Genomic DNA, 16,903 nt, shown 5'->3' on the forward strand with positions numbered 1-16,903 from the left:
CCCCCCCCCCCCCCCCCCCCCCCCCCCCCCCCCCCCCCCCCCCCCCCGGCTCACGAGCGGAACGGCTTTGGCCTTGGGCCGGCTGCGCCGGACCCGCTGCCGCGTCCGGCCAGTTCAACGGCTGGTGCGCTATCGTGTGCTATCGGTCCTGGAGGTGTGCCGGCATGACTGACGTCCTCGTACGAGACGTGCCAGATGAGGTGATCACCGCACTCGATGCGCGGGCTGCCCGCCTTGGGCTCTCCCGCAGTGAGTACCTGCGTCGACGGCTGGCTCAGGAGGCGACCAGCAGCGAGCAGCCGACAACCACCGAGGATCTTGACGGTTTCGCAGAGACGTTCGCCGATCTGGCCGACCCGGAGGTCATGAAGGGCGCCTGGACTTGACCTCCTGGCTCATCGACACCTCGGCTCTCGCTCTGCTCTCGCGGTCGCCCGAAGCAGCGGGGTGGGCGGAACGGATCGAGCGGGGGCTGGTGCGCATCAGCACCGTCACGCGGCTGGAGATCGGCTACTCAGCCCGATCTGGTCACGAGCTGCGAGCTGCGACGCAGCGTCCGCCGCTGGCGTCGATGCCCGTGGAGTACCAGACGCCTGCGATCGAGGACCGCGCCATCGAGGTGCAGCTGCGCCTGGCAGACCTCGGACACCACCGCGCTCCCTCCGTCGCGGATCTGATCGTCGCCGCCACCGCAGAACTGGCCGGCCTGACCGTCGTCCACCTCGACAAGGACTTCGAGTTGATCGCCGAGGTCACCGGCCAGCCGGTTGAGCGCCTGGTCGTCGCGACCGGCTGAACAGTCGGTCCCCGGCGAGCTTGCAGCGGGGGCCCCGACGCAGCTCGCGTGCAAGCAGAACCGGTCTTACTAAGACACGCGTAAGTATGTCGAACACTTTCGGGTCGGCGCCTGGGACACTCGGAGTGTGCGCGAGGACGATGGCCGGAAGCTGGACCACAGCACGCTTGAGGCGCTGAGGTTGCGGGCGGTTGAGCGGGTGGATCAAGGCGCCGATCCGCGTGAGGTGGCTCGCACGTTGGGCATGCACGAGCACACGGTGTACGGCTGAGTCGCCGCGGCTCGTGCCGGCGGCCGTGAGGCGTTGAAGGCCAAGCCCATCCCGGGGCACCCGCCGAAGCTGACTGCCACGCAGGCGCAGCGGGTCTATGACCTGGTGGTGGGCCAGAATCCGCAGCAGCTGCAGTTGGACTTCGCGTTGTGGACCCGCCAACTGGTGCGCGAACTCATCCGCCGTGAGTTCGGCGTGCGCATGTCGCCCTCGGCGGTAGGCCGGATGCTGCACCGGCTCGGGCTGTCCCCGCAGCGGCCGTTGTGGCGGGCCTGGCAGGCCGACCCCGAGAAGGTGACCGCTTGGAAGGAACGCGACTACCCGGCGATAGCCCAGCAGGCCAAGAAGCTCGGCGCCACGGTCTATTTCGCCGACGAGGCCGGCATCCGCTCCGACCACCACGGCGGCACCACCTGGGGCGCGATCGGCACCACTCCGGTGGTCAAGACCACCGGCGCACGCTTCAGCCTCAACATGATCTCCGCGGTCACCGCGCAGGGGCTGCTGCGGTTCTCCACCTTCACCGGCTCGCTGACCGCCGACAAGTTCATCGAGTTCTGCAAACGGCTGATCGCCGACACTGACGGCCCGGTGTTCCTGGTCGTCGACGGCCACCCGGTGCACCGGTCCAAGAAGGTCACCACCTTCGCCGCCTCCACCGACGGGCAGCTGCGACTGTTCCAGCTCCCCGGTTACTCCCCGCAGCTCAACCCCGACGAGTGGGTGTGGAAGAACATCAAGCACGACCGCGTCGGCCGCAGCATCATCACCGGCCCCGACCAGTTCAAAGCGCTCGCCGTCGCCGCCCTGCGCCGCCTGCAAGCGATGCCCCACATCGTGCGCGGCTTCTTCGGCGACCCGAATCTGGCTTACATCAACGCAATCTAGTTCGACTTACTAACGCCCTGCTTAGTAAGACCGAGCGGGAGACCCTTCCCCTGCGGCTGGCCGCCGAGCAGAAGCCGTTCTTGCTCGCGGCGCCCGGGCTGCGTAAGCGCGGTTCTGTCCGCGGCGCAGCCGGTGTCCAACGCCGAATGGCGCTAGACGGGTGCGGTCCTGCGGACTGACACGACGGCGGGGCCGGCGATCACGGCCCTTTCCGTGTCTAGCGCTACGACGTCGCCGCTCACGAGGAGCTGGTGCGCGGAGTCGCTTGACGCCTCTCGCGTCCAGGTCAGTCCGGCGTCGTCGGTGCGCCAGGTGCCGCCGCCCTTGGTCGAGGCGTAGCCGACCTTGCTGTTGGCGAAGTCCATGCCTTGCAGCCAGAACGTCTGCATCACGGCTTCGACCCGGCCGCCTGGCGGAGCGAGCCGCGGCCCCGGCCGCCAGGACCGCCCGAAGTCGGTCGTCCGCAGCGTGCTGCCTTCGTTGTGCCCGACGATCACCGTCCGGCGGTCCGCCAGGGCGACCGACCCGCACACCGCGGCGCAGTGGGTGGAGCGGGTCCATGTCCGCCCGCCGTCCGACGTCAGGAACACGGCCATGTTCGTCGCCCCCGAGAACGAGCAGCGATCGGCCTTGTTGGTCAGGTCGTTCGCCAGCATCGCGCCGTGCCGCCCGTCGGAGGTTGTCCCGGTCTTCGTGGAAGTTGAGGTGGCGGTCCCCCGCCTGATGCCTGCCTCGCGGTAGGTGTTGGGCGACCGCCAAGTCGACCCGACCAGAACAAGGGGACCGCCATGAAGACCGTACCGAGGAACGTCCAGGTCGTCGCGCACGACGAGCTGCCAGAGCTGGGGGATCTTCCCGAGGCGCTGAGCGTGGCGTTGGCCGATATCGCCGGCGTCGCGAGGGACGGGTTGCTCGCGTTGAGCGTTGCGACCGGCCTGTCGGTGATGCATGCGATGTTCGAGGCCGAGGTTACCGCGGTGGCCGGGCCCAAGGGCAAGCACGATTCGGCCCGCACGGCAGTGCGACACGGCGCCGGCAAGGGCTCGGTCACCCTCGGGGGTCGTCGGGTCCCGGTCACCCGGCCGCGGGCCCGGACCGTCGACGGGCATGAGGTGTCGCTGGCCTCCTATGCGCACTTCGCTGCCGATGATGTGCTGCAGCAGGTGGTGCTGGAGCGGATGCTCGCCGGTGTCGCGACCCGCCGGCACGCCCGGATCGCCGAGCCCGTCGGCAGATCCGTCAGCGCCGACGCCCGTTCCACGGGCAGGCCGGCGGTGTCGGGCAAGTCGGCGCGGTCTGCCGCCACCGCGACGAGGCCGAGGAGGCCGTGCAGGACGCGTTCGTCCGGCTCATGGGCAGCTGGCCGAAGGTGTCTCGATACGACGACCCGGAGGCGTGGGTCCGCAAGGTCGCGCTCCGCCAGGTCAGCAACCGACGCCGAAAAGCCCTCAACGGCCTGCGCGCAGCCCTCAAGCACGGCCCCCAGCCCGACGTCCCCGAGCCGACGCCCGCCACCGTGGACGCCGAACGCGCCCTCGCCGGCCTGCCCGAGCAGCAGCGCGCCGTGATCGTGCTGCACCGCCTCGGCCTCAACCCGGAGGCGATCGCCGACGCCCTCGGCGTACCCGTCGGCACCGTCAAGTCACGCCTCGCGCGGGCCCGCGCCGCGCTCGCTCCCCTGCTCCGAGAGGACCCCCGCGATGCCTGACGCCCTCGACCGCGCCGTCGACGCGCAGATCGACGCCTACCGGCCCGACCTGGTGCCTCCGTTCGCCGCGCTGGAGGCCCGCCGTGCACGCAAGGTCCGCGCTCGCTCGGCGGCGGCCGTCGTCCTGGCCGCCGCGGCGGCTGCCGGCGTCGTGTTCGTGCCGTCCCTGATGACGGACCGCGACCGCCTCCCGGCCGACCTGGCCGCAGGGGCCACGGCGGACGGGCCGCCGCCCGAGGACATGACCCAGGACGGGCTCGCGTTGCGCCGCACGGGCCCCGCCCCGATCACCGGCGCCTACACCGACCCCGAGGACCCGACCGCGGTCCTGGTCTACTCGGGCCGCGCGGGCACGGACCCGTACTGCTCGGACAACGCCGTCGTCCGCGTCGTCGCCCAGGACGCGAGCACCGTCACCCTCGACGCGTCCGCGTACAAGCCCAAGGACCCGCCGCCGCCGAACTCCGGGTGCTCCCTCGCGCTGCCGCCGCCGAAGCAGCACCGCCTCGACCTCGGCGTCCCGCTCGACGGCCGGCGCGTCGTCGACGCTGACGGCGACCGCCTCGACGTCCTCGACACCGGCACGCTGCTCCAGCCCACAGCGCTGCCCGACGGCTACCGCCTGCCCGGCAAGCTCACCGTCGGCTACGGCGGCACCGACGACGCCGGCAACGACGTCACCGTCCACACCTACGCCGGCCCCGACCCGCAGACCCAGATCGAGGTCTACCAGGGCGACCCCGGCAAGGTCCCCGGCAGCGACGAGCCGACCGGCCCCTCCGTCGTGGTGGACCGCCCGACGGTCCGCGGCCACCAGGGCGTGGTCACCGAGACCGCCGGACTCGACGATCTCACCTGCCTGCGGTGGCGCGAGACCGACGACAACGCCGTCATGATCTGCAACCGCGGCTACCCCCCGCCGCTCACCAGCCAGCAGCTCCAGGACATCGCCACCAGCATGCGACCCACCAGCGAGCTCACCGACTGAACACGACGCGCAGCCGCGGTACCAGCCCGACCACGGGCGCTGCTCCGACGACGCCCCGTTCCACGAGACGGTCATGTCCGTTTCAAGTCAAGCGGTGCAGAAGCGCGGCCCTGTCACCTGTCCCGCTGTACAGGCATCAGCGGCGGGGAGTCGCAACCTGACTGGGCGTGGCATGCGGGGAACCAGACAGGCTGCGGACGGGTCACAGAGGTATGCGTCTAGTTCCGCTTGCTGCCGCAGTTGTTGTCCTGACCGGATGCACCGGCGCGACCAGGTCAGAGGGGGTAAGAGGGGGTGGTCAGGGACGGGATCGAACCGCCGACCCCACGCTTTTCAGGCGTGTGCTCTACCAGCTGAGCTACCTGACCAGGTAGGTGCTGCGACCCCGACGGGACTCGAACCCGCGACCTCCGCCGTGACAGGGCGGCGCGCTAACCAACTGCGCTACGGGGCCTGGGATGAACCAGACCTTCTTGCTGTGCCCCCAACGGGATTCGAACCCGCGTAGCCACCTTGAAAGGGTGGAGTCCTGGGCCGCTGGACGATGGGGACGCTCGCACCTTCCGGATGGCTACCGGAGGTGGGCGGCTTGCCACCGCCGTGGGTGCCGTCGGGGACCGCAAAAGCATAGCGGACCCTGCGCCCGGCACCGTTCACGGCAGCAGCTCGCGCACCACCGCGGCGAAGCGCCCGGCTGGTGCCAGCGCTGCGACCGCACGCGCGTCGTCGGCGGTGTCGACGTCCCTCAGCTCCGGCAGGAGGTACGGGTCAAGGCCGGCGTCCCGCAGCCGGTCCAGCTGGCGCGCCCCGGTGTCGGCCTGCGAGGTCGCGATGTCGCGCAGCAGGTCCCCGTCCGGGCGCCGCAGGCCGAGCGCCCACCAGCCGCCGTCCGGAGCGAGGCCGAGGACGGCGTCGTACCGGCGGAACGCGTCGACCGCCTGCTGCAGCAGCGCCGGTGTGAGCTGTGGGGTGTCCATCCCGACGAGCAGCGCGGGCAGGTCTCCGCAGTCGTCGAAGGCTGCCGCCAGCCGGTCCGGCATCGGGCCGCCGCGTTGCGGCTGGATCTGGAAGCCGGCCGCGTCCCAGCTCCCGTCCAGGACCAGGACCCGCCGCGCGAGCGCCACCGCACGCACCGTGTCGAGCGTGTCCTCGAGCGCGGCGGCGGCGACCCGGGCCGCGCCGTCAGGAGTCAGCGGCGGGCACAGCCGGGTCTTCACCCGCCCCGGCACCGGCGCTTTGGCCAGCACGAGGACCTGCACCTCGATCCGGGGATCTGCTCGCAGGCGCTCTGCTCTCACGCGTTCTGCCGTCACGGGATCTCCCGCAGCACGCGGGACATGTCCCGGACCGCCCTGACGGTGCCGCCGACGGTGCCGGTGACCTTGGAGCGGCCGGTGCGTGGCAGGTAGTCGACGTCGACCTCGACGACCCGCCAGCCCGCGGCCACGGCGCGGGTCACCATCTCGAGCGGGTAGCCGAACCGCCGGTCCTGCAGCCCGAGCGCGAGCAGCGGCTCGCGCCGGCAGGCGCGCATCGGGCCGAGGTCGGAGATCTGCAGTCCGGTACGGCGGGCGAGCCGGCGGGCGACCTCCCGGTTGCCCAGCCGGGCGTGCAGCGGCCAGTCCCGCAGGCTCGCCGTACGGCGCCGGCCGAGGACGAGGTCGGCGGTGTCTGTGAGCAGCGGGGCGACGACGCGCGGGAGCTGCTGCGGGTCGAAGGAGCCGTCGGCGTCGAGGAAGCAGACCATCCCGTCCGGGTCATCGGCCGCGAGCAGTCCGGCATGGCAGGCCGCGCCGAAGCCCCGCGGGCGGGCCTGGACGACGCGGGCGCCGTGCCCCTCCGCGACCTGCGCCGAGCCGTCGCTCGAGTCGTTGTCGGCGACGATCGGCCGGTAGCCGGCGGGCATCCGGGTCAGCACCCACGGCAGCGCCGCGGCCTCGTCGAGGCAGGGCAGGACGACGTCGGGCACGCGTCATCTTCGCCTGCCGTGGCAGGCTGGATGGCGGCGGCTGCTGGCCGGCGGCTTCGGGTGCGAGGTAGGTGTGCCGGTGTTTATGGAACTGCCGGCGCCGGCGCCGGCAGTTCCATATACACGCGGGTCGTGCTCCGTCAGCCGCGCAGCGGCGCCGTGGCGAACTCGCGGATCCCGTCCGCGAACGGGATCCGCGCCGTGAAGCCGAGCTCCGCGCGGGCCCGCTCCGCCGAGGCCACGACATGGCGGACGTCGCCCAGCCGGTACTGCCCGGTCACCACCGGCGCGGGCCCCTCGCAGGCCGCGGCCAGCTCCCGGGCGAGGTCGCCCACCGTGTGCGGGACGCCACTGGCGACGTTGTACGCGACGAGTGCTCCCGGCCGGCCGGCCGTCAGAGCGAGCCGGTTGGCCTGCGCGACGTCGCGTACGTGCACGAAGTCGCGGCGCTGACCGCCGTCCTCGAAGACCCGCGGCGTCTCGCCCCGCTGCAGGGCGCTGCGGAACAGGCTGGCGACCCCGGCGTACGGCGTGTCCTTGGGCATGCGCGGGCCGTAGACGTTGTGGTATCTCAGCGCCACGGCGGTCCCGCCGCCGGCGCGGGCCCAGCTCGCCGCCAGGTGCTCCTGCGCGGTCTTGCTCGCGGCGTAGACGTTGCGCGGGTCGAGCGGGGCATCCTCCGGGACCGTGCCGGGCTGCAGCGGGCGGCCGCAGACCGGGCAGGGCGGTTCGAACCGCCCGTCCGCGAGCTGGCTCTCTGCCCGCGGCCCCGGCCGGACCACCCCGTGCTCCGCGCAGGAGTAGCGGCCCTCGCCGTAGACGACCATCGAGCTGGCCAGCACCAGGCGCCCGATGCCGGCCCGGTCCATCGCGGCGAGCAGGACGGCCGTGCCGAGGTCGTTGTGGCCGACGTAGCGCGGCAGGTCCTGCAGGTCGACCCCCAGGCCGACCATCGCCGCCTGGTGGCAGACCGCGTCGATCCCGTCGAGCGCCTGCTTGTAGCTGTCGGCGGAGCGGACGTCCGCGTGCACCCGCTCCGCGCGCGTATCGAGCGAGGACGGCCACCCGCCGCCATGCACCTCGGGCAGCAGGGCGTCCAGGACGCGCACCGTGTGCCCGGCGTCCAGCAGCGCGGTGACGACGTGGCCGCCGATGAAGCCGGCTCCGCCGGTGACGAGGACGTGCACCCGCCGGAGGCTACTAACCGCAAGCCGGGCCGGTGCAGCACGTCTGCATCTGGTGGCAGACTGCAGGCACTCTGAGCGGCGTACCTTCTCCTCGACCAGGGCTGCTAGCTCAACTGGCAGAGCAGCGGGCTTTTAACCCGCGGGTTCAGGGTTCGAGTCCCTGGCGGCCCACAGTTGCTGACCTCGAACGTCAGAGGGGCTGCAGAGCCGATGCCTCGGACGACAGGGGAGGCGCGTCCGGGCAGGTGTGACACTGGAGGGGTCCGACAACACCCGCCCCGTACGGAGCCCCGCCCGCATGCGCCTGTCCCGCCGCCTGACGTCCGTGCTCGCCGGAGCCGCCGCCGCCGCGCTGCTGGCCGGTTGCAGTGGGGACGCCGCCCCCGGCGCCGCCTCGGAGTCCTCCCCTGACGCACCGTCCGCTACGGCACTCGTGCGTGCCGCCGCCGCGGAGACGGACGGGCAGGGCTCCGCCCGCTACTCGCTGACCACCTCCACCACCGTCGACGGCGCGGACGTCGTGTTCGCCGGCGAGGGGATCTACGACTGGAAGGCCGACCGAGGCCAGACGACCTATGACGTCAAGGTCGGCGCGGTGCAGCAGCGGCTGGTCGGCCCCGACCTGTACCTCACGCTTCCGCAGCAGAAAGGGCAGTTCTTCAAGCTGAAGGTCGCCGACGTCGCGAGCAGCCCGCTCGGCGGCACCGTCGCCCCGACCGCCCAGCTGCACACACTGGCCGCTGTGGGCGAGGCCGAGCGGGTCGGCGAGGAGGACGTACGCGGCGAGCCGACCACCCACTACCGCGGCAGCTACGACGTCGCGCGCGCCCTGCGCGGGGCCCGGGGCGTGCAGACGGCCGCGCTGCGCTCCTCCCTCGGTGCGGCGGCCACCGTGCCGACGGCCGAGTACGACGTCTTCCTCGACCGCGCCGGCCTGCTGCGCCGGCTCACGCAGACGGTGGAGGTCCCGCAGGCAGACGGCCCGCCGCTGACGGTGACGACCCGGCTCGAGCTGTACGACTTCGGGATCGACGTCGTGGTCAACCCACCGCCGGGCGCGAGCGTGCGCGACGGCGCCCCGCTGCTGCAGGCACTCCGTAACGCGCTGCCGCAGCCGTCCAGTCGCCCTGCACCGCCGCCGACTGCGGTCCCGTCGCCGACGCCCTGACCGGGCCTTTGAGCATGCTTCACGCACAGGGTCGAACAGGACCCGGAACGACCCGGCGGAGTCTGCTGTCGCCTGCTCTGCTCCTGCCGTACATCTCACGGGCGGCCCCGCGTCATCGACGACCGGCACCGTGCAGGTCGTGCGCATCCTCGCCCACCGCGGCTCGCCCGACACCACCAGCATCGAGAACACCGTCCCGGCGGTCAGTACGGCGCTGGCTGCCTACGCCGACGGGGCCGAGGTCGACCTGCGTCTCAGCGCGGACGGCATCCTGGTCGCCTGCCACGACGCCGACCTGGCCCGGCTGACGGGACGCCGGCTCGTGGTGGCCGATACGCCGTGGGCCGGGCTGCGGGCGACCGCCGACGCCTGCGGAGTGCCGCTGGCCCGGCTGGAGTGGCTGCTGGCCGCCGCCGGTGGCCGGCCGCTCGTCCTGGAGCTGAAGCCCGGGCCGGCACGCATCGCGGAGGTCCTGGTCGAGCGGTTGGTCCACCTGCACACCGTCGGCCTGCCGATGGACGTGACGGTGTCGTCGTTCGACCCGGTGCTGCTGCGTGCCTTCCGGCTGACCGCGCCGGCGTACCTGCAGGTGCGGACGGCCCTGCTCGGCGACTCCGGCTGCCTGCCGCTCGCCGTCCTTCGCCAGGCGCTCCGCGACGGTCACGACGAGGTGCAGCCGCACGTCAGCGACCTGCTCGGCGGACCGCACTGCGTCGCCACCGCACACTCCTGCGGCGTGGCCGTCGTGCCCTGGACCGTGAACTCGCGCCGTGCGGTGCGCCGCTGCGCCGACCTCGGTGTCGATGCCGTCATCACCGACGTACCGGCGACGGTGCGGCTGGCGCTGGCGGCGCGCCCCGCCGCTGCCTGAGTCGACGGGGCCGAACTCGCGGGTGGCCGGGGCATGTGCTCTGCTGCAGCCCGTGCAAGCGATGCCGGGCCGCCCGGTGCCCTTGGAGCGGGACCCTGCGCAGGGCTCCGGCAGACCGAACGCCCTGGCGGGCCCGCGGGTCGAGCGTGTGATGGAGCTGGCCCGGCGCCACCTCCGCATGGACGTCGCCTTCATCTCCGAGCTCCACGAGGGCAGGCAGAACTACCGCGTGCTGCACGGCGATGCCGCCTCGTTCGGCCTACGGGTGGGCGGCGCCGACGCCGTCGAGACGACGTACTGCAACCTGCTGATGCAGGGCAAGATCGACAATGTCGTTCCAGACTCCTCCGCCAACAGCCTGACCAGCGCCCTGGCCATGACCGGCAGCGCCGGCATCGGCTCCTACGCCGGCGTCCCGCTCCGCTACTCCGACGGGACGCTGTACGGCACGTTCTGCTGCCTCGGCCACGACGCCGAACCGCACCTGGACGAGCGGGACGCCGCGTTCATGGCGATGCTCGCGGAGCTGTTGACCGAGGACCTCGACGCCCAGCGCGAGTTGGAGGCGCTGCGCGACAGCATCGCGCGGACTCTCCGGGACGAGCGGCTGACCCTGGCTCTGCAGCCGGTCGTGGACCTCGCGAGCGGGCGCTGCCTGGCCTTCGAGGCGTTGTCCCGCTTCGACACCGGCCCGCCGGACGTCGTGTTCGCCCAGGCGGCGACCGTCGGCCTCGGAGTCGAGCTGGAGCGGCTGGCTGTGCGCAAGGCTGTGGTGGACCTGCTCCCGCTACTGCGCGCGGAGCAGTACCTCGCGGTGAACCTCACCCCTGCCGCCGCTGTGGCCTTGGCCGCAGTGGCGGCCGACCTGTCGGACCAGCCCCTCGACCGGCTGGCCCTGGAGATCACCGAGCACGCCTCCATCCAGGACTACCGCGAGCTGCGGGAGCGGCTGGATCCGCTGCGGAAGCGGGGCCTGCGCGTGGCGATCGACGACGCGGGTGCAGGGTTCGCCTCGCTGCACCACATCGTCGAGCTGGAGCCGGACATCATCAAGATCGACCGGTCCCTCGTGGACGGGGTGTCGGCGAACAAGGCCCAGCGCAGCATCGTCTCCGCCTTCGTGCTGCTGGCCCTGGACTTCGGCGCCTGCCTGATTGCCGAAGGTGTGGAGACGGCGGCGGACCTGGACGTCCTGTCCTCGCTCGGCGTCGACGCTGCCCAGGGGTACCTGATCGGCCGGCCGAGCACGGACCGGGCTCAGCTGAACCGCTGGCTGGGCACCCCCGACCTGCTCGTCGGATGTCGCTGAGGGGCGCACGGGAGGCCGCGTCTCCCTCCGCCGATCAGGCAGGTCCCGTTGGGGGACACGACATCTTGCGGTGGTGTGCCGGACACCTGGGTCCGCTGTGCTGACGGGACCGATCCGGCTCCGGAGGTGCGCATGTCCGTTCTCGCACGACGATCCGGCGGACTGCGGCGTGGCCGCTCCCGCGGCGCGATCATCACGGCCGCCGGTCCGCGTATGCGGGCCGCCCTCCACGACCTCGCGCTGCCGACCTTTCGCCGGTACGCAGAGGTATGGGACTGGACCGTGGTGGTCCAGGACCTGTCGCATCTGCACCCGCAGGATTTCCAGGCACTCGTTCTGGAGCAGGTGCCTGCCGAGCACCGCGTCACTCCCAACACCGGGGTCTGGCTGCTGCGGTCCTGCGCGCAGTCGTTCGCCTTTCTCGACGCGGTCGAAGACGCCGGGCAGCAGCCGGGGCCCTGGGCCGACCAGGGAGCGGTGCTCCATGCGCTCGGGTGGGACCGCGGCGATGACCGCCACCGGTGGGCGCGGCCCGGCGCCGGCAACGCGTTCTCCTGCCGGACGAGCTGGCTGCCGCCCGGCTGGAACATGCCCTACCTCGACGGCCGCTGTGACAGCGGGTCCTTCAACAGCGGGCCGGCCTCCTACCTCGACCGTCCGCAGGTCAGGGCTCCGCACGCGCTGCACTTCATGGGCATGACTCCGGTTGCCCGGTACCGGCACATGGCCTCGGTCGCCACCGCGCAGGAGCAGCGTCTCCGGGCCTGATGTCCGTCGTTCGGTCGGCCCGGCATGCAGCGGTAGGTCGCATGTGGAGCAGGGCGGATTGGGCACCGCTGTTGCGTGCTCCGCTCCGGCTTTTCACGAACCCGACACGAGCAGGTCGTGTCCGTTTCGCTCTCCGGTCCCTGGCGGCGTTTTGAGTCGAGACGTCCGCCGCACGGCGTGGCATCCCGTCTCTCCTGAAGGAATTCGCATGCGCCTGCGCAAGCACGCTCCACGCCTGGTCGCCCTGCTCACCGTGCCGCTGGTGGCCCTCGCGGTCGCCGTACCGGCCGCGGCCGAGCGAGGGGCAGCAGCCAGACCGGACCGGTTCGACCGCCGAAGACGGGCCGCTGGTCATCGGCCACCGCGGCGCGAGTGGCTACCGGCCCGAGCACACACTGGCGTCCTACCAGCTGGCGATCGACCTGGGGGCCGACTTCATCGAGCCCGACCTGGTGGCCACCAAGGACCGGGTGCTGGTCGCCCGGCACGAGAACGAGATCTCGGAGACGACGGACGTCGCCGGGCGCACGCAGTTCGCCGACCGCCGAACGACCAAGCGGATCGACGGGCGTGACGTCACCGGCTGGTTCACCGAGGACTTCACGCTGGTCGAGCTCAAGAGTCTGCGGGCGACCGAGCGGCTGCCGGACCTGCGGCAGGAGAACACCATTCACGACGGGCGCTACGAGATCCCGACACTGCACGCCGGCACCTTCGGTTCCAACCAGCGTGACGGCACCTTCGGCCCGCGGGTGATGTTCTCGCGTAGCGCGGAGCGGCCGAACCAGCCGCCCACCGATGGGCTGCAGTTCCTCGGACATGTTCGCATCGACGGGGGCAGCGGGGTCATGACCGTGCAGCTGCGCGACGTCGCCAGCCGGGTGCTGCACGAGGTCGACCTGTCTCCGAGCTGACCCGACTCATGTGACCTCCTCGTCGTGGCGGACCAGCCCGTCCCGGACCGCGGGCTCCGGTCGATGGGCTGAGAGTCCTACTGCTGTTACCATAGGTGTATGACAGAGCGGAAGCAGCGACTCACGGTGACTGTCGACCCGGCGCTGGTTGCAGCCGCAAGCCGCGCCGTCGCCGACGGCCAGGCGGACTCGGTCAGCGGCTGGGTGAGTGCGGCCCTGTCCGAGAAGGTCGACAGGGAGCGAAAGCTGGGGCACCTGCGGGTGGCGATCGCAGATTACGAGGCAGAGTTCGGTGAGATCACGGCTGAGGAGATGGTCGACCAGGCTCGTGCTGATCGGGAGGATGCCGTGGTCGTGCGCAGCCGCGGAACCCGTGCGGCCGGGAGAGTTCCTGGCAGGGCAAAGGCGGCGTCTGGGTGACACTCGTGCTGGACACCGGTGCGCTCATCGCCCTCGAGCGGAACGGGCGGCCGATGTGGACGCGCCTGAAGGCGGCGCAGCTGACGGGCGACGTGCCGCTCACCCACGCTGGCGTCCTCGGTCAGGTGTGGCGCAGCGATCCACGCCAGGCGCGGCTGGCGCAGGCCCTGCAAGGGATCGAGGTGCGACCCATCGACGAGCGCCTCGGACGTGCTGCTGGTGCACTGCTCGGCAAAGCAGGCCTCCCCGACGTCATCGACGCTGCGGTCGTGCTGCTGTCGACAGACGGCGACGACATCGTCACCTCAGACCCTGGCGACGTGTCTCGTCTCGCCTCCGCAGCAGGTCGCCACGTCGAACTGATCGGCCCCTGACCAGCTGAAGGCGCACCGCCGAGGTGCAGCGTGCGGATGAGGGTGCAGCTGGACGGCGGCGCCACCTTCCCACAGCCGGACGGCGGGTGGGTCTACACGAGCGACAGCGAGGATCCCGGTCGGCGGCGGCTCAGGAGCGCGGCGCTTCGGCGCTGACGGCGAGATCGCCGTCGCCTACCGGATCCTGGCCGGGACCAACCAGAACCGCGCCGGCGGCCCCACCCCGTGGGGGACCTGGCTGTCCTGCGAGGAGAACCCCCTTGGGCAGGTCTTCGAGTGCGAGGTCGAGGGCGCCGGCCAAGGCGTCGTGAAGCCGGCGCTCGGATGTTCGCGCACGAGGCCGTCGCGGGGCTCCGCGGTGTTCGACGGCGGTGAGGGCGTGTGGTTCGACAGCGACCACGTCTACTTCACGACCAAGGGCGACCACCGGGCCTGGGACCTCGACGTCGCCGCCCAGGGGCTCGCCGTGCTCTACGACCCGAAGCGATCGGCGAGGACGCGACGCTCACGGGCGTCGACAACATCATCGTCAGCCGCTCGGGTGACATCTCCTCTCCGAGAACGGCGGCAATCTCGAGATCGTCATCAATCACCCCCGATGGCGTGGTGGCGCCGGTCAGGGCTGGTGGCTTCGGGCTGTGACTCAGGCCACCGCTTCCTGCTGCTCGTGAGCGGGCGTGCTCGGCGCGGCCGACGTGGGTGATGGTCGGTGCGCCTGCGACATCAAAGGGGACGAGATCATGAAGTCGGCCGTGGCGCGGTTGCAGGCCACCGGGATGTTGTAGACGACAGCGACCCGCAGCAGTGCCTTGACGTCCGGGTCGTGCGGCTGCGGCTCGAGGGGATCCCAGAAGAAGACGAGCACGTCGATGTCGCCGTCGACGATGCGCGCCCCGATCTGCTGGTCGCCGCCGTAGGGGCCGCTGCGGAAGCAGGTGATGTCCAGGGACAGATCCTCCTGCAACATCCGGCCGGTGATCGCCGTCGCGAACAGCTGCTGCTGCAAGAGCAGGTGGGGGTTGTAGCGCGCCCAGTCACGCATGTCCGACTTCTTGTTGTCGTGCGCGATCAGCGCGATCCGGCGGCACAGGGAGAAGGCGGGGTCCATGCCGACAGCCTGACCGGGTTCCGTGTCCGCCGGATGGCGCGCCTGTGACCTGCGCCCGTCGGGGCGCTCACCGGTGTGGGCGGCCCGGCGTGCCGAGGCGAGCCGCCCGGACGCACTGACGGCCCGGCGGGAACGCCGCCGGGCCGTCAGTCAGGACGACAGGGTCAGGTGCCGATCACGCCGCCGTCGTCCTTGGTGACAACCACGGTGGCGGACCGGGGGGTGCTCAGGCCGTCCGTCTGCGGCCAGGTGCTGGTTCCGCCCGGGTGCTGGACGTTCACGAACATCGTCCGCTGGTCGGGCGTGGTGATGACACCGGTGACCTCGCAGCCTTGAACGCCGGTGAAGAAGCGCCGTACCTCCGGCCGGCCGTCGCCGTCCACGACGCCCGGGTCGGCGGCGAGCATCTGGTTGTTCGCCGCCTGGGGCTGCCGGCCGTCGGTCTGGATCCAGATGCGCCCCGCCGGGTCGGCCCAGAGCCCGTCGGGTGAGCCGAAGGCGTCCTCACCGTCGATCGTGGAGCCGTCACCGGTCTCCCGGCCCTGGCCGGCGAGCAGGAACAGGTCCCAGGCGAAGGTGGTCGCGGTGTGGTCGCCGCCGTCCTCCTGCCAGCGGACGATGTGGCCCCACATGTTGGGTGTGCGCGGATTGGCCGCGTTCTCCACCTTGCTGCCCGACGTGTTGTTCGTCAGCGTGAGGTAGACCATGCCGGTGTTCGGGTCGACCGTCGTCCACTCCGGGCGATCCATCCGGGTGGCACCCACCTCGTCCGCCGCGAGCCGCGTCTTGAGCAGCACGTCGCCCTGGTCGGCGAAGCTGTTCGCCTGGGTCAGCGGGCCCCGGCCGTGCACCAGCGGGACCCAGTTGCCGCTGCCGTCCTCGTGGAAGACGGCGACGTAGAGGGTGCCGTCGTCGAGCGGGCTCTGGCCGCGGCTCACCATGTCGCGCCAGGGTCGCGCGCTGACGTACTTGTAGGCGTACTCGTTGACCTGGTCGTCGCCCATGTAGACCACGACCTGCCCGCTGTCGGCGACGTGCACGAAGGCGCCTTCGTGCTTCATGCGACCGAGCGCGGTCTGCTTCACCGGCGTCGAGCTCGCGCTGAAGGGGTCGATCTCGACGACCCAGCCGAAGCGGTTCGGCTCGTTCGGCGTGGCCGGCGTGACGACGAAGCGGGGGTCGTGGGTGCTCCAGTGGTAGCGGTCGCCGCCGACGCCGTAGCGCGTCAGCAGCTGCTGCTGCGCAGGGGTGTAGCTGCCCTGGTCGACGCGGAAGTAGCCGTTGAAGTTCTCCTCGCAGGTGAGGTAGGTCCCCCACGGAGTGACGCCGTGCGCGCAGTTGTTGATCGTCCCGACTGGGTTCCTGCCGTTCGCGGGTGCGCCGGTGTCGAGTTCCCGGCTGCCCGCAGCGGCGCCGGAGAAGGTCATCGGGGTGTTGGCGGTGATGCGGCGGTTCCGCTTGGACGGCATCACCTTCCACCGGCCGGGCTGGTCCTCGCGGACCTCGACGACGCTCACGCCGTGCGCAGCCTGCGACTTGCGCACCATGTCGGCGGTGTACTGCTCGCGCGTCGGTCGGGTCGTCGTGCCGGTGTGCAGGTAGTTCTCGTCGGTGTACTCGTGGTTGACGGCCAGCAGGCCGTGCCGGCTGGCCTGCTTGTCCTCGCCCAGCGGGAAGAAGTGCATCCCGTCGTGGTGCATGCCGACCTGTCGCTCCTGGTCGGCGGCGGTGTTCCCGGTCCCCACGACGTCGGGACTACCCGGCACGAAGCGCGGCCCGCTCGGGTGCAGCGGCGTGCCCCAGGGGATGAACGGGACAGCGGTGTAGCCCCGCGGCACGACGACGTCGTCAGCAGCGCTCAGCGGGATCGGGCGGAAGCCCAGCAGCCCACTGCCGCCTGCAGCCGGCTGCACCTTCGGGGCGGCGTACGCCGCAGGAGTGTCGGCGTAGAGCTTGGTGGTCATGAAGCCCGCCGCGGCGAGCATGCCACCGCGCAGGACGCCCCGCCGCGACAGCCGCGCGTGCGCGACCTCGGCGAAGCTCGCCGCCATGGACGGGTTCGTGGACAGGTCGTCCGCGTCGTACTCGTCGTCGAGCAGGTCCGCGGGTCGATGGCTGAGCTCGGTCATGCAGGGTCTCCCTGTGCGCTGACGGCGGCTCCTCC

19 protein-coding genes, 4 tRNA genes and 2 pseudogenes are annotated in these 16,903 nt (G+C 71.7%); 16 read left to right on the forward strand and 9 right to left on the reverse strand.

The genetic code is table 11. From position 1 onward, the window contains the following. The first annotated feature begins 164 nt into the window (after nt 1-164). The 4 genes and pseudogenes from WD794_00005 (at nt 165) to WD794_00020 (ending at nt 1,955) form a co-directional block, all read left to right on the forward strand. Nucleotides 165-386: a ribbon-helix-helix protein, CopG family gene (locus WD794_00005; protein ID MEX2288699.1), complete on the forward strand. Its 222-nt coding sequence runs from the start codon at nt 165-167 to the stop codon at nt 384-386. Next, complete coding sequence (locus tag WD794_00010) at nt 377-796, forward strand: PIN domain nuclease (protein MEX2288700.1); 420 nt, start codon at nt 377-379, stop codon at nt 794-796. Before WD794_00005 ends, WD794_00010 begins: the two co-directional genes overlap by 10 nt. A gap of 127 nt (nt 797-923) precedes the next feature. Further along, nucleotides 924-1,067: a helix-turn-helix domain-containing protein gene (locus WD794_00015; GenBank protein ID MEX2288701.1), complete on the forward strand. Its 144-nt coding sequence runs from the start codon at nt 924-926 to the stop codon at nt 1,065-1,067. A gap of 18 nt (nt 1,068-1,085) precedes the next feature. Continuing rightward, nucleotides 1,086-1,955, forward strand: a pseudogene (locus WD794_00020) (IS630 family transposase). A gap of 152 nt (nt 1,956-2,107) precedes the next feature. Here the strand turns inward: WD794_00020 and WD794_00025 are convergent. After that, the gene (locus WD794_00025; protein ID MEX2288702.1) at nt 2,108-2,611 is read right to left on the reverse strand and encodes a hypothetical protein; all 504 of its coding nucleotides are present in this window, start codon (nt 2,609-2,611) and stop codon (nt 2,108-2,110) included. Between the two features lie 132 nt (nt 2,612-2,743). Here WD794_00025 and WD794_00030 point away from each other — a divergent pair. From WD794_00030 to WD794_00040, 3 genes and pseudogenes are all read left to right on the forward strand, one after another. Next, nucleotides 2,744-3,241: pseudogene (locus WD794_00030) on the forward strand (IS256 family transposase). After that, nucleotides 3,190-3,663 (forward strand): sigma-70 family RNA polymerase sigma factor, encoded by a 474-nt coding sequence (locus WD794_00035; GenBank protein MEX2288703.1) that lies wholly within the window; start codon nt 3,190-3,192, stop codon nt 3,661-3,663. The pseudogene WD794_00030 and the gene WD794_00035 overlap by 52 nt, the downstream one beginning before the upstream one ends. After that, nucleotides 3,656-4,651, forward strand: coding sequence for a hypothetical protein (locus tag WD794_00040; protein MEX2288704.1), 996 nt, complete (start codon nt 3,656-3,658; stop codon nt 4,649-4,651). Before WD794_00035 ends, WD794_00040 begins: the two co-directional genes overlap by 8 nt. 295 nt (nt 4,652-4,946) lie before the next feature. Here WD794_00040 and WD794_00045 read toward each other — a convergent pair. The 6 genes from WD794_00045 to WD794_00070 all read right to left on the reverse strand — a co-directional run bounded on the left by WD794_00045 (nt 4,947) and on the right by WD794_00070 (nt 7,807). After that, nucleotides 4,947-5,019 (reverse strand) — tRNA-Phe (locus WD794_00045). Nucleotides 5,020-5,031: 12 nt separating this feature from the next. Beyond that, nucleotides 5,032-5,105, reverse strand: a tRNA-Asp gene (locus tag WD794_00050). Between the two features lie 25 nt (nt 5,106-5,130). Further along, nucleotides 5,131-5,203: transfer RNA gene (locus WD794_00055), tRNA-Glu, on the reverse strand. A 101-nt stretch (nt 5,204-5,304) separates the two neighbouring features. Then, entirely contained in the window at nt 5,305-5,949 is a 645-nt protein-coding gene (locus tag WD794_00060; GenBank protein ID MEX2288705.1) for a TIGR04282 family arsenosugar biosynthesis glycosyltransferase, read from the reverse strand. A gap of 11 nt (nt 5,950-5,960) precedes the next feature. Next, nucleotides 5,961-6,620, reverse strand: coding sequence for a glycosyltransferase family 2 protein (locus WD794_00065; GenBank protein ID MEX2288706.1), 660 nt, complete (start codon nt 6,618-6,620; stop codon nt 5,961-5,963). Between the two features lie 140 nt (nt 6,621-6,760). Beyond that, nucleotides 6,761-7,807: an NAD-dependent epimerase/dehydratase family protein gene (locus tag WD794_00070; GenBank protein MEX2288707.1), complete on the reverse strand. Its 1,047-nt coding sequence runs from the start codon at nt 7,805-7,807 to the stop codon at nt 6,761-6,763. Between the two features lie 98 nt (nt 7,808-7,905). Between WD794_00070 and WD794_00075 the strand changes: the two genes are divergently transcribed. The 9 genes from WD794_00075 to WD794_00115 all read left to right on the forward strand — a co-directional run bounded on the left by WD794_00075 (nt 7,906) and on the right by WD794_00115 (nt 14,334). Next, nucleotides 7,906-7,978: transfer RNA gene (locus WD794_00075), tRNA-Lys, on the forward strand. Nucleotides 7,979-8,105: 127 nt separating this feature from the next. Further along, nucleotides 8,106-8,975, forward strand: a complete 870-nt coding sequence (locus WD794_00080) for a hypothetical protein (protein MEX2288708.1) — start codon at nt 8,106-8,108, stop codon at nt 8,973-8,975. Between the two features lie 139 nt (nt 8,976-9,114). Continuing rightward, complete coding sequence (locus tag WD794_00085; protein MEX2288709.1) at nt 9,115-9,846, forward strand: glycerophosphodiester phosphodiesterase; 732 nt, start codon at nt 9,115-9,117, stop codon at nt 9,844-9,846. 151 nt (nt 9,847-9,997) lie between these two features. Then, a complete protein-coding gene (locus tag WD794_00090) occupies nt 9,998-11,155 on the forward strand; it encodes an EAL domain-containing protein (GenBank protein ID MEX2288710.1) in 1,158 nt (385 codons plus the stop codon). A 132-nt stretch (nt 11,156-11,287) separates the two neighbouring features. Next, nucleotides 11,288-11,923 carry a hypothetical protein gene (locus WD794_00095; protein ID MEX2288711.1) on the forward strand — a complete coding sequence of 212 codons (636 nt, stop codon included), beginning with the start codon at nt 11,288-11,290 and terminating at the stop codon, nt 11,921-11,923. Nucleotides 11,924-12,339: 416 nt separating this feature from the next. Beyond that, nucleotides 12,340-12,837 (forward strand): glycerophosphodiester phosphodiesterase family protein, encoded by a 498-nt coding sequence (locus WD794_00100; GenBank protein MEX2288712.1) that lies wholly within the window; start codon nt 12,340-12,342, stop codon nt 12,835-12,837. Nucleotides 12,838-12,936: 99 nt separating this feature from the next. After that, a complete protein-coding gene (locus WD794_00105) occupies nt 12,937-13,257 on the forward strand; it encodes a hypothetical protein (GenBank protein ID MEX2288713.1) in 321 nt (106 codons plus the stop codon). Between the two features lie 5 nt (nt 13,258-13,262). Continuing rightward, nucleotides 13,263-13,631 carry a hypothetical protein gene (locus tag WD794_00110; GenBank protein MEX2288714.1) on the forward strand — a complete coding sequence of 123 codons (369 nt, stop codon included), beginning with the start codon at nt 13,263-13,265 and terminating at the stop codon, nt 13,629-13,631. 184 nt (nt 13,632-13,815) lie between these two features. Next, complete coding sequence (locus WD794_00115; GenBank protein MEX2288715.1) at nt 13,816-14,334, forward strand: alkaline phosphatase PhoX; 519 nt, start codon at nt 13,816-13,818, stop codon at nt 14,332-14,334. Here the strand turns inward: WD794_00115 and WD794_00120 are convergent. Together WD794_00120 and WD794_00125 are read right to left on the reverse strand one after the other, a co-directional pair. After that, entirely contained in the window at nt 14,275-14,739 is a 465-nt protein-coding gene (locus tag WD794_00120; GenBank protein ID MEX2288716.1) for a methylglyoxal synthase, read from the reverse strand. The genes WD794_00115 and WD794_00120 overlap by 60 nt on opposite strands. Before the next feature lie 164 nt (nt 14,740-14,903). After that, a complete protein-coding gene (locus WD794_00125) occupies nt 14,904-16,868 on the reverse strand; it encodes a PhoX family phosphatase (GenBank protein MEX2288717.1) in 1,965 nt (654 codons plus the stop codon). Nucleotides 16,869-16,903: the final 35 nt, after the last annotated feature.

The organism is Mycobacteriales bacterium (assembly GCA_040902655.1).
In the GTDB taxonomy this organism is placed as follows: Bacteria; Actinomycetota; Actinomycetes; order Mycobacteriales; family SCTD01; genus SCTD01.